This is a genomic window from Shewanella sp. MF05956 (assembly GCF_059758055.1).
In genome coordinates this window covers 177,373-190,002 of the sequence record NZ_JCAYNV010000012.1, presented here as the reverse complement: position 1 = coordinate 190,002, position 12,630 = coordinate 177,373, and the positions used below count along the sequence as shown (strand labels likewise).

At 41.9% G+C, this 12,630-nt stretch carries 10 protein-coding genes and 2 tRNA genes; 8 read left to right on the top strand and 4 right to left on the bottom strand.

What is annotated here, in order from left to right; translation table 11 throughout:
- Positions 1-68: 68 nt before the first annotated feature.
- From AC19MX_RS14695 to AC19MX_RS14665, 7 genes are all read left to right on the top strand, one after another.
- Positions 69-144: transfer RNA gene (locus AC19MX_RS14695), tRNA-Glu, on the top strand.
- A gap of 36 nt (positions 145-180) precedes the next feature.
- Positions 181-256, top strand: a tRNA-Ala gene (locus tag AC19MX_RS14690).
- Positions 257-628: 372 nt separating this feature from the next.
- Positions 629-1,648 carry a TRAP transporter substrate-binding protein gene (locus tag AC19MX_RS14685; protein ID WP_432401727.1) on the top strand — a complete coding sequence of 340 codons (1,020 nt, stop codon included), beginning with the start codon at positions 629-631 and terminating at the stop codon, positions 1,646-1,648.
- 72 nt (positions 1,649-1,720) lie between these two features.
- Positions 1,721-2,374, top strand: a complete 654-nt coding sequence (locus AC19MX_RS14680; protein WP_160056887.1) for a TRAP transporter small permease — start codon at positions 1,721-1,723, stop codon at positions 2,372-2,374.
- Complete coding sequence (locus tag AC19MX_RS14675) at positions 2,374-3,771, top strand: TRAP transporter large permease (protein WP_432401723.1); 1,398 nt, start codon at positions 2,374-2,376, stop codon at positions 3,769-3,771. Before AC19MX_RS14680 ends, AC19MX_RS14675 begins: the two co-directional genes overlap by 1 nt.
- A 98-nt stretch (positions 3,772-3,869) precedes the next feature.
- Positions 3,870-5,666: a sensor histidine kinase gene (locus tag AC19MX_RS14670; RefSeq protein WP_498299031.1), complete on the top strand. Its 1,797-nt coding sequence runs from the start codon at positions 3,870-3,872 to the stop codon at positions 5,664-5,666.
- Between the two features lie 2 nt (positions 5,667-5,668).
- Positions 5,669-7,042, top strand: coding sequence for a sigma-54-dependent transcriptional regulator (locus AC19MX_RS14665; protein WP_498299029.1), 1,374 nt, complete (start codon positions 5,669-5,671; stop codon positions 7,040-7,042).
- Here AC19MX_RS14665 and AC19MX_RS14660 read toward each other — a convergent pair.
- The 3 genes from AC19MX_RS14660 to tesB form a co-directional block, all read right to left on the bottom strand.
- Positions 7,039-8,274, bottom strand: coding sequence for an MFS transporter (locus AC19MX_RS14660; RefSeq protein ID WP_498299027.1), 1,236 nt, complete (start codon positions 8,272-8,274; stop codon positions 7,039-7,041). The genes AC19MX_RS14665 and AC19MX_RS14660 overlap by 4 nt on opposite strands.
- Before the next feature lie 103 nt (positions 8,275-8,377).
- Complete coding sequence (locus AC19MX_RS14655) at positions 8,378-8,779, bottom strand: YbaY family lipoprotein (protein WP_498299025.1); 402 nt, start codon at positions 8,777-8,779, stop codon at positions 8,378-8,380.
- Between the two features lie 10 nt (positions 8,780-8,789).
- Positions 8,790-9,665 carry an acyl-CoA thioesterase II gene (gene tesB, locus AC19MX_RS14650; RefSeq protein WP_498299023.1) on the bottom strand — a complete coding sequence of 292 codons (876 nt, stop codon included), beginning with the start codon at positions 9,663-9,665 and terminating at the stop codon, positions 8,790-8,792.
- 210 nt (positions 9,666-9,875) lie between these two features.
- On the opposite strand from tesB, the gene AC19MX_RS14645 reads away from it, so the two are divergent.
- Positions 9,876-10,769 (top strand): 1,4-dihydroxy-2-naphthoate polyprenyltransferase, encoded by an 894-nt coding sequence (locus AC19MX_RS14645; RefSeq protein ID WP_432401711.1) that lies wholly within the window; start codon positions 9,876-9,878, stop codon positions 10,767-10,769.
- 100 nt (positions 10,770-10,869) lie between these two features.
- Here AC19MX_RS14645 and gnd read toward each other — a convergent pair whose 3' ends face one another.
- A complete protein-coding gene (gene gnd / locus AC19MX_RS14640; protein ID WP_498299021.1) occupies positions 10,870-12,399 on the bottom strand; it encodes an NADP-dependent phosphogluconate dehydrogenase in 1,530 nt (509 codons plus the stop codon).
- Positions 12,400-12,630: the final 231 nt, after the last annotated feature.

The window sequence follows — 12,630 nt, the reverse complement described above, 5'->3', positions numbered from 1 at the left end:
AGCACCAATGTTTAGCCTACAGACATTAGTGAGTATTCACTCGATACAGAGTATAACGTATCAAATGTGTCCCATTCGTCTAGAGGCCTAGGACACCGCCCTTTCACGGCGGTAACAGGGGTTCGAATCCCCTATGGGATACCATATTATTCAAATTTTAGTTTAGTAATACTAGAATTTGGGGCTATAGCTCAGCTGGGAGAGCGCTTCGCTGGCAGTGAAGAGGTCCACGGTTCGATCCCGTGTAGCTCCACCATTTAATTGGTACCTAATGCATGTATGTGCATAATAAATTAACCACCGAAAGGTGGTTTTTTTATCTCTTTTATTTATATCCTTACTTTAATGACTCATATCAATCCTAACCTGCATATCACATCCTAATTAAATGTGTGACTTTCCACCCATTAAAATAGGTCTACTGTGTGACAATCCACACACAAAATAGCTTCCGCATAACTCACATTAAATTAAAACTAACAAATTCATAAAGATACAAATAATTAACATTGTGGCCCACTGCTTGCTATGTTTTATACATCCTCATAACGCGTTTATGGTTCACTTGTTCTGGGAACATGTGCCCTCCGTGAGGAATATATAACACTACAAAAGGAAGCTAAACCTCATGAAAAAATCGACAAGTACTTTTACACACCCATTAAAATCAATAGCAAAACTGGCAACTATCGCCTCAATTCTTGCGGCGAGCTTTAATGTATTTGCAGAGCCTATAGAAATTAAATTTTCACATGTTGTGGCAGAAAATACGCCTAAAGGGCAAATGGCACTCAAGTTTAAAGAATTAATCGAACAACGTTTACCTGGTGAATATGTTGTTAACGTATTCCCTAACTCACAGTTATTTGGTGACAATAATGAATTAGCCGCGTTGTTATTGAATGACGTACAGTTTGTAGCCCCTTCATTATCTAAATTTGAACGCTATACCAAAAAACTGCAAATCTTTGATTTGCCATTTTTGTTTGAAGACATGGCAGCCGTTGACCGTTTTCAACAATCTGAATCTGGCCAAAAGCTACTCAACTCAATGAACCGTAAAGGAGTCGTTGGCTTAGGTTACCTTCATAACGGTATGAAACAATTTTCAGCTAACGACCCACTTACGCTACCAAAAGATGCTAATGGTAAAAAATTCCGCATTATGGCATCCGATGTTATTGCCGCTCAGTTTGACGCTGTAGGTGCCATTCCAGTTAAAAAACCTTTCTCTGAAGTCTTTACCTTACTACAAACTCGTGCAATTGATGGTCAGGAAAATACTTGGTCAAATACGTATTCAATGAAGTTTTATGAAGTGCAAAGCCACATTACTGAAAGTAATCATGCCGTACTCGATTATATGGTCGTTTCATCAAATACATTTTGGAAAGGCCTTTCAGCTGATAAACGAGCTGTATTTAAAACCTCTCTTGATGAAGCAATTGCTCTTGGTAATAAAATTGCAGCAGAAAAGGACAATGAAGACAGACAGGCAATCATTGATTCTAAGCGCTCTAAGTTAGTGACATTAACCCAGGCTGAGCGTCAGCAATGGGTTAATGCTATGAAGCCAGTTTGGGCTAAATTTGAAGGCCAAATCGGTAAAGACATGATTGATGCGGCCGTAGCTGCAAACACGAAATAGTCTTAATACTTAACGTGGTACTGAAATCCAGTATGTTTCAGTACCATCCTTTTCTATTCGAGGAGTATAACCGTGATATCGAGACTATTTGGTTATTTTGAAGAGGGTTTTCTCAACCTGCTCATCACTTTGATGACCCTACTTGTATTTGGCGAAGTCATAGCTCGCTTTTTCTTTAATACCGGTTTTTTATGGATCCAAGAACTGACGCTGACCTTATGCGGTTGGTTTGTGTTATTCGGGATGTCTTATGGCGTAAAAGTGGGTGCACACATTGGGGTTGATGCGTTTGTTTCCAAGCTATCTGGCAAACCTCAAAAAATTGTGGCCATTTTTGCGTGCTTATGTTGCGTTGTATATTGTGCAATGTTTTTAAAGGGCTCATGGGATTACTTAAGCCAAATGTATCAAATTGGTATTCCAATGGAAGATATCGATTTTCCAGCTTGGTTTATTCATCAATTAGATCCTGATTATGCATGGGAAACATTGCGTATTGATGTAGAAGATGGCGCGGTGCCAATCTGGTTGTCTCAAAGCATCTTATTAATTGGTTTTTCAATGTTAACCTGGCGTTTTGTTGAGTTATTTATTGCCATTTTGAAAAATCAGGCTGTGGGCTTTCAACTGGCAGATGAAGCAAAAGATAGCATGCACCTCATCGACGAAGCAGCTATTTCGGCATCATTAGCACAACAAGAAAAAAATGATAAGGACGCGAAATAATGACTATCGCAACGTTATTTATCACTCTGCTTATCTGCATGATGATTGGTATGCCTATTGCGATTGCATTAGGCTTCTCAAGCATGCTGACGATTTTATTATTCTCTAATGACTCACTTGCCTCTATTGTTTTAAAACTTTACGAATCCACATCTGAGCATTACACCTTACTGGCAATTCCATTCTTTATTTTGTCATCAGCGTTTCTGTCAACCGGTGGTGTTGCACGGAGGATCATTGACTTTGCAATGGACAGTGTTGGCCACATTCGTGGTGGTTTGGCCATGGCATCCGTTATGGCTTGTATGCTCTTTGCGGCGGTATCTGGTTCATCTCCTGCAACTGTAGCCGCCATCGGTTCTATTGTGATTGTCGGGATGGTGCGTGCAGGTTACCCAGAAAAGTTTGCTGCGGGTGTTATCACAACTTCAGGCACATTGGGTATTTTAATTCCACCTTCTATTGTGATGCTCGTTTACGCTGCAGCAACAGAAGTATCAGCCGCCAGAATGTTTATGGCAGGATTAATTCCTGGATTGATGATGGGCTGTATTTTAATGATAGCCATCTATATTGTGGCCCGCATTAAAAAACTGCCTTCACGCCCTTTCCCTGGTGTTAAAGCACTCGCAATATCAAGTGCTAAAGCAATGGGCGGATTAGCGCTCATTCTCATTGTGCTTGGTTCTATTTACGGTGGTGTTGCCAGTCCTACTGAAGCGGCCGCGGTAGCCTGTGTATATGCATACTTTATCGCAGTATTTGGTTATCGCGATATTGGGCCACTTAAAAATGTGGCATGGCGAAATCCGCGTGAATCTATTATTGGCGCTTCGGTACGTAATATGGGTTATATGTTACTTGCGGTAATCAAAACCCCGGCAGATAAAGAGATCCGTCATGTAGTGCGTGATGGCGCTAAAGTCAGCATTATGTTGTTGTTTATTATTGCCAACGCCATGTTGTTCGCTCATGTTCTGACAACAGAACGTATCCCACACATTATTGCTGAAGCCATTGTCGGCCTTGGTTTACCCGCATGGGGCTTTTTAATCATTGTTAACTTATTGCTGTTGGCTGCGGGTAACTTTATGGAGCCATCTGCTATTTTGCTCATCATGGCGCCAATTTTGTTCCCCATTGCAACTCAGTTAGGCATTGACCCGATCCATTTAGGGATCATCATGGTGGTTAACATGGAGATAGGTATGCTGACACCGCCGGTGGGGCTCAATCTGTTTGTCACCGCAGGGATAACGGGCAAAAGTATGGGATGGGTTATTCAGTCATGTTTGCCATGGTTAGTTTTACTCCTTGGTTTCTTGATATTAATTACTTACATTCCACAAATTTCATTATTTTTACCTGAATACATCGACAAATTAAACGGCTACTAACTTGATAATTGTCGTATCATAGACGAGCCTTAGATCACTAAGGCTCGTTTTTATTTAACCCCATTTATAATAATCTGAATCGCCACTTGGGAATTTGCATGTTTTCATTCTCGACTATCAAAAAGCGTAATGTACTGATGAGCATCTTGTTGATCATTGGGTTATTATTGACCCTTAAAATCACTCATTGGTATTTGCTCGATCAAGGCACAAAAAACATTGCGCAACAGTCCGAAAAACAAATAAATGAATTGGTTATCTTTATCGATAATGCGTTGGCACATTACGAGAACATTCCAGCCGTTTTAGCCAAAAACCCCATTTTAGAGCAAGGCCTACTTGACCAACAAAATCCTAAAACGATAGACAAACTCAATGCCTACTTATCTGAGCTGCAATTAGTCACAGAATCGTCTGATATTTATTTAACCGATGCATTAGGTGTTGCCATTGCGGCGAGTAATTGGGATCAACCAAACTCGTTTGTTAATCACGATTATTCTTTCAGGCCTTATTTTATTGAGGCTATTTCAGGCAAGTCAGGCCGCTATTACGCCGTAGGGACATCATCGAACAAACGCGGGTTTTATTTTGCTAACCCGGTTTATCACAAGGGCGTGGTATTAGGCGTTATTGTCGTCAAAGTCGATATTAGTTTGATTGAGCAACAAAGCAGCGGCATTGCTATTGCAAGCCAATATGAATTTATGATCAGCGACCCTGACAATATCGTGTTTTTGTCTAGTGTCAGCGGATGGCGCTTTAATTCTCTAACGCCATTATCACAAGCTAAACGTTTCGCACTAAACTCGTCAAAACGCTATGCTAATCGCCCTATTGGTGAACTGAGCTTTATGCCTGATTTTGCATTAGGCGGATCCAATACCACGCAGGTCTACCAAATATCTTTCTATGAAGGAAAAGAAAAATACTTAGAACGCCATCAATTGATGCCAAACGCCAATTGGAATGTACACATATTAGCGCCAATGAAGCCGTTATATGAATCATTGCCTCCTATTATGCTGCTTGGGGCCACCCTGTACTTGTTGTTTGCCTTATTTGTTATTTACAGTTTAGAGCGCAGAAAAAACCTTCACAGAATGCGCCAAGCACAGAATCAACTAGAGCAGCGTGTCAAAGAGCGAACGCTTGAATTAGAACAAGCCAATACTCAACTAAAAGACACACAAGATGAACTCATACAGGCCGCTAAACTCACTGTCATTGGCAGTTTATCGGCCAGTATTAACCACGAGCTAAATCAACCGCTGGCAGCATTGAGAAGTTATGCGCAAAACACCCAAACGTTTATTGGCCGAAATATGATTGATGATGCCAGCAGTAATATCAAAATAATGATAGAACTGACTGACAGGTTAGCCGATATCATTGGTCAATTTAAAAGCTTTACTCGCAAGTCTCAAGGTAAAGACAATGCCACTGAGATCAGTCAATCAATTGAACAAGCTATTACGATTGTGCAACCAGAAATGGACAAACAAGGTATTAAGTTATCGTTAACACTGTTGAAAGGAAAATGCCAAATATGGGGCGACAGTGTCAGATTACAACAAGTGTTAGTTAACTTAATGAGTAATGCTATTGTTGCCATGCAGCAGTCAAAAGACCGGCATTTACACATTGAGGTGTACTGCGACACCAAAGTGAACATTAGCATTCAAGACAGCGGTCCTGGTGTGAGAGAAAGCCAAATGAGTAAAATTTTTGAACCTTACTACACCACCAGTGAGCGCCAAGGGCTTGGGTTAGGCTTGTCCATTTCTCAGCGAATCATTGAATCAATGCAAGGTTCAATCACGGTCGAAAATGCACAACAAGGCGGTGCAATTTTTCATATTATCTTACCGCTTTATTTACGTGAGGAAGTGTAAACGTGACCCAAATACAAGACATCAACGACTATCAAGTCATTATTGTTGATGATGAACCCCATATCGGTACCGTATTACAACAGTTATTTAAACTTGAAAACATCAGTGCTCTTGCCATTACCGACCCACAAACCATCGCGCGCTACATTACGCCCAACTGGGCCGGTATTGTTATCTCAGACGTTAATATGCCGCAACTCGATGGTTTAAGCCTGCTTCAACAGCTAAAAAAGCAAGATAATGACCTTCCTGTTGTATTGTTAACCGGCTTTGGCGACATTGCTATGGCAGTTGATGCATTAAAAAAAGGCGCCTACGACTTTATTGAAAAACCCTTTAACAATGAACATATTCTTGATGTGACCAAGCGCGCATTAGACAAGCGATCGTTAACCTTAGAAAACCGTAAATTAAAACGAGAGCTTGAATCTCATATCGCTCCTGGGCCACGCATTTTAGGCAGCAGCCCAGGCGTAATGAAAATGCGTCACCTCATCGACCAGGTGCTCGACACACCAGCCGACATCATGCTCGAGGGTGAAACCGGTGCAGGCAAAGAGTTGGTTGCTCGTTATTTACATGACCATAGCTACCGAAACAAAGCCAACTTTGTTGCCATTAATTGCGGTGCGATCCCAGAAAACCTAATAGAAAGTGAACTCTTTGGCGCCGAATCAGGGGCATTTACCGGCATCGATAAACGTCGTATTGGTAAATTTGAATATGCTAATGGCGGCACATTATTTTTAGATGAAATAGAAAGCACACCGATGTCTTTGCAGGTTAAATTGCTCAGAGTATTGGAAGACCGCAAAGTCGAACGCTTAGGCTCTAACACACCAATCGATTTAGACATTCGGGTCATTGCCGCCACCAAGTTAAACCTGCAACAGTTATGTGAACAAGGGCAATTTAGACAAGATTTACTCTATCGTCTTAACCTTGTCACTATTGTTATCCCGCCACTGCGAGAGCGCCTAGAAGACATTCCGTTATTGTTTTTACATTTTGCTCGCATTGCATCCGCGCGATACCACAAAGCGTTAATCGCCTTAACACCACAACAAACCATGGTGCTGACTTCGCATGACTGGCCGGGAAATGTTCGCGAGCTACGCAACCTAGCTGAACGTTATGTACTATTGGGTGCTGAGGCTGCTTTTGCAGGCAATTTAGATAGTCACACCACAATGCACACCAGTATGTCATTACAGCAACGAGTTGAGTTTTTTGAGCGCCTCTTGATTGAAGAAGCCCTCAGTCACAATAAAGGCAGTATAAAATTAACGATGGAACAGCTCGAATTACCGCGTAAAACCTTATATGACAAAATGCGTAAGTTTGATCTTGACCGTAAACAATTTATCGAGAGTTAACTGGCTTTGGATACATCAACAACCTGTTGTTGATGTATCCCTAAACGCCAGATAGCCACTAGAAGCAGTGTTAAAAGACTCATCGATCCTACAACCACTCCATTCCATTCAGCTTCATGCCAAAATAGCATTAAATAAGGCCCTCCCAGAGATGCACCAAGATAGTAGCAACATAAATATAGCGATGTTGCCTTAGCTCGATGGCTGGTTGCACGGATTGCCACAAACGAATTACAACAACTATGAGTTAAGAAAAATCCGCAAGCACTGATCAAAAAGCCCACCACAATTGCAACCAATGTATCAACCAGAGTCAACAATGTACCCAAGACCATTAAACATAACGCCACTCTAAATAATGGCATAGAGCCATAGCGCATAATCCATTTTGCAGATAAGTATGAAGCAAAGGTGCCACTTGAATAACATAAAAAAATCAATGTCGCATTAAAGCGACTTAACCCATAGGGTTCGGCCATGATGTGCAGCTGAATAAAGCTAAATTGATTCACCATCATCATAAATGCTAAGCCACCAATGGCATAAGCAAGCCGCATCTGAGAGTCTGACAGATGAAACATAAAGCCATTTATGTCTTGCTTTATTTTATGCATCAAAGAGACTTTTTGCTTTACCACTGGAGGCTTTATTTCTTTACGCGGCAATAAATACGTTACCAATGCCACCCCCATTAATGTCACCAAAAACACCAAGCCCATAGACGATTGCCACGATAAATTTTGCGCCATTAGGCCACCAAAAATCCGCCCGAAAATGCCGCCCATGCTATTGGCCATAATGTAAACAGCTGCCGCTTTTAGCATAAAGTTAGGGGCTAATTGCTCTTTGAAATACGCCATCGAAATCGCAGGGACCGCGGCTAGCAACACTCCTTGCAGTAACCGCACCCACACTAATTCATCGAATGTTTCGGCAAAAATCAATAATATATTCGAGGCAGCGAGTAGCCACAAGCTCACCACAATAGGCGCTAAGCGGCCTATCCGATCAGACAACACAGCATAAAACAATAACGAAAAGGCAAGTGTAAAACTGGTTACTGACAACACTAATGTCGCCTTGGCGCCAGACACGTCAAAATGCTCAGCAATAGAGGGCAGCATGCCTTGCACTGTGTACAAATTAATGTAAATCACTACAGAAGCAATACACAATGCCCAAATTAAGCGGGTTTGTGCATGTGAACGATAAGTTGGCGCTAACTCTGTCATAAGCAACCTAAACAGCACATTAGGAGAGAAAACAGATTATTACCCGTCACAGATAGAGATCAATGACGGATAGGTAAGTTTGTGAAGTCGGTAATTTAATATGTTATTTAACGCGCTTCATCAATACTTCGGTGGTGTACTTATCGTTATTGATCACACGATACTTATCATAGGTTTGAAAAATGGCTTTTCCATTGTAAGTAATCATCGCCACCACGCCATAATCTACGCCGCTACTGATGAGTTCAGCAGGCAAAATAAATTTAAACGGCACTGGCGCTCTGGCCACATCAAAGTTTTTCTGAGAAATAATCACCCCAGGGCGATTAAAATCAATTATCGCGATATTAATTTTACAACCTTGTGGCAAGGCAATTTTTTCTAAATAACCAGCATAGCCATTCACGATTACAGGTTTAGGAGGCTCTACAGTCACACACGCACTCAGCATCACACTCAGTAGCGCAAAAACGCTCAACTTAAGCCATGGAATTAATTTCAGCATAACAGTGTCCTTACTCGTCATTTTGCTTAGTCGTCATTCTTAACAAACCTTCTTGTGTGGCCGAAGCAACAAGACGCCCTTGTCTATCAAAAAACTGGCCTGTCACAAAGCCTCGTCCGCCGCCCGCATTAGGGCTTTCAATGCTATAGAGCAACCACTCCCCCATATTAAATGGCCTATGGAACCACATAGCATGATCGATTGTCGCTAAGCGCATTCCAGGTGTTAACACTGACACACTGTGAGGCTGAGCCGCGGTCACTAAAAAATTAAAGTCTGATGCATACGCCAACAAATATTCTTGAATATTATGATTACTCGGCACTTGTCCATTTGCCCGTAACCACACATAACGCTTAGGCTCATTCGTACCAGGTGCTAGCGGGTTAATCGGGTTCACAAGGCGCATTTCAATGGGTGAATCCGCCATAAACTTTTCAAGCATTTGTTTCGGCACTTTATCACGCATGGTCATGGCCAGCTCTTGCTGGTTCAACAATCCTTCTGGGCCGGGAACATCTGGCATTTGAGCTTGATGCTCAAAACCTTCTTCATACTTTTGAAACGAACAGGTCATGTAAAATATTGGCCGACCTTTTTGTATTGCTTTAACCCGGCGAGCACTAAAACTGCCACCGTCGCGCATATTCTCAACGTCATAAACGATAGGTTGCTTTTCATCGCCTGCGCGCAAAAAGTAAGAATGTAAAGAATGTACATGTCGGTCTGCGCTAACAGTCTGTTTTGCCGCACTTAACGCTTGCCCCATCACCTGGCCACCAAAAACATGGCCAAACCCTAAATCTTGGCTTTGGCCGCGAAACAAACCATCTTCAAGTTTTTCTAGTGATAATAATGACAATAAATCGTTTAATACCTGACTCATAATACCTTCTATACAACAAAAATTAACGCGTTAAGGTTACCTTAGTTAAGCTTACGTTTTCTAGCTTATTTGTTGTTAAACAGTTGAATAAACGTCATCTGAAAGCAATTGGTAAAATAGTGATATAACGCAAAGATTCATATCAGCACCCTAATTGAATATTTGATATGATATTAGACAAGGCTAATCGACTCTGTGTATCACAATATTATGCAATCTAGTTCTATGCAATCATGGTTTATGGCTATTCGCCCACGCACATTACCCGCCGCTATTGGTCCATTACTTGTGGGAAATATGCTCGCTATTGGCTTGAGTCAATTTAGCTTACTCATCGCATTTACCTCAATGTTATGCGCTGTTTTACTGCAAATATCGGTTAATTTAGCCAACGATTACTTCGACTTTAAAAATGGCATCGATACCGAAGAGCGTATTGGGCCTGTTCGTGTCACCCAAAGCGGCATGATAGCGCCACATCATGTCCGAAATGCCATGATAGGCTGCTTGTTAACGGCATTAATTGTTGGTTCTCTATTGATTGTGCATGGCGGCTGGCCGATTGCTATCTTAGCTGCTGCCTCTATTTTGGGTGCACTTTGTTACAGTGGTGGCCCTTACCCGCTAGCTTCTCACGGATTAGGTGAAATAGCCGCATTTGTCTTTTTTGGTCTAGTCGCTGTTGTAGGAAGTTATTATTTACAAGCAGGCACAACCACGATGACATCTTGGTTACTCGGCTGTGCTATCGGCTTTTTTAATGCTGCTATCATGCTGGTGAATAACACCCGAGATATTACAACCGACACCAAAGCGGGTAAAAATACCCTTGCGGTGCGCATTGGCGAAGCACAAGCAAAGGTTTTATATCAAAGCTTTGTATACTTACCCTTTGGGATCATTATTGCGGGTTTTTTATTAGGCTCACTCGATGGTTTACCGGTATTACTGGCTGGCGTGTCCTTAGTCATTGCCCGCAATTTAAGCCGAGAGTTCCATAACAACTCGGGTGAAGCACTTAATCCAATACTTGGGCAAACAGCCAAGCTAACGATGATATTCAGTGTACTGTTTAGTGTGGGTTTATTCTTTTCTTTACGTTGATAGCGTTAACCCTAGGGCCAGTTATTAACAAACACCATAAACAGCAGAAAGAAAAAAGGCGCCTCATACAATGAGACGCCTTTTTTATTGCTCAACCAGCCTACACTTTAGCTAATGTGCGCTGTTTGGCGCTCCAATCTAAATGGTATTTCTCACCTGCTGGCTTATCGGTACGCTCAAACGTGTGCGATCCAAAAAAGTCACGCTGACCTTGTAACAAGTTTGCCGGTAATGTCTCGCAGCGGTAACTGTCATAATAAGCAATTGCAGAACTAATACACGGTGCAGGAATACCCTGCATAACCGATGCTGCAACAGTTTTACGCCAATTAAGGTGTTTTTGCGACAATGTTTGGCTAAAAGTTTCAGCCATCAACAAGTTAGCAAGGTTTGCATCTTCTTGATAAGCCTGTGTGATTGACTGTAAGAAGGTCGCTCTAATAATACAACCCGCACGCCAAATCTTAGCAATTTCAGCAAAATCTAACGTCCAACTTTGCTCTTTTGCTGCCATTGCCATCAGCTGGAAGCCTTGGGCATAGCAACACACTTTAGCGCAATATAAAGCATCTTCAAGGTTAGCAATAAACTCTGCTTTTTCGGCATCATTAAATGCCACAGGTGCTGGGCCGGCTAACTTGGAACTTAACTGCATGCGCAAGGTTTTCTGGGTGCTAACAGCACGAGCATAAACAGCTTCTGCAATCGTTGGTGCGGGGCAACCAATTTGTAAACTGCTTACCGCGGTCCATAAACCAGTGCCTTTTTGGCCTGCTTTATCTAAAATCATTTCAACTAACGGCTTACCGGTTAAGGGGTCATCTTGTTGTAAAACTTCAGCGCTAATTCCCATCAGATAACTGTTAAGAATACCTTTATTCCAGGTATTAAACACATCACCAATCTCATGAGCTGACATGCCTAAGCCGTCACTGAGTAATTGATAAGCTTCACAAATAAGCTGCATATCCGCATATTCAATGCCGTTATGAACCATTTTAACGTAATGGCCTGAGCCCGCAGGGCCGATATAGGTGGTGCAAGGCTCACCTTCAGTGACCGGATTACCAGGCTCAAAACGCTCAATAGGCAAACCCGTTTCAGGATCCACTTTAGCGGCAATGGCTTTCCAAATGGGCTCAACATAACGCCAGGCATTTTCATCACCACTTGGCATTAATGAAGGCCCAAAACGTGCGCCAACTTCACCACCAGAAACAGCTGAACTAAAAAAGGTAAACTGACCTTTATACTGCGCTTCACGCGCAACAGTATCAGTCCATAAACTGTTACCCGTATCAATTACAATATCTTTCGCTTCAATACCCGCTTCAATTAATGATTTACAGACACCATCAACTGGCGCGCCAGCTGGAACAGATAAGACGATAACGCGTGGTTCAACCAGATTTTCGAGCATTTCTGAAAGATTATTACAGGCTTGCATACGTACCGCGACGCCCGCTTTTCGTTCACTTTCTTCTTGTGAGATTGCGGCATTGACTTTTTGGGTATCTAAATCAAAAACAGCAACATGATAGCCGTTATCCGCGATGTTTAGTGCAAGGTTCTTGCCCATCACACCAAGGCCAATAACGCCGACGTGAGATTGTTGGGTGTGGTTATTCATAGTGTATGTTTCCACAGGTCACAGAGATTAATCGCGTAGTGCGAATCCATTTGGGTGGCAATTATAGCGATTCTTGTAACTAAATTACCAGTCACAAAACGCGGAAACGCTGTTTTTTACAAAGTAAGCCCAATCTGTTTAATTGAAGGTAACATCTTGTCACAATAGAAAAAACCATAAAAACACTCGGCTTTTATGGTTTTACTTTTAGCGTGAAAAATGGCTTTTTTG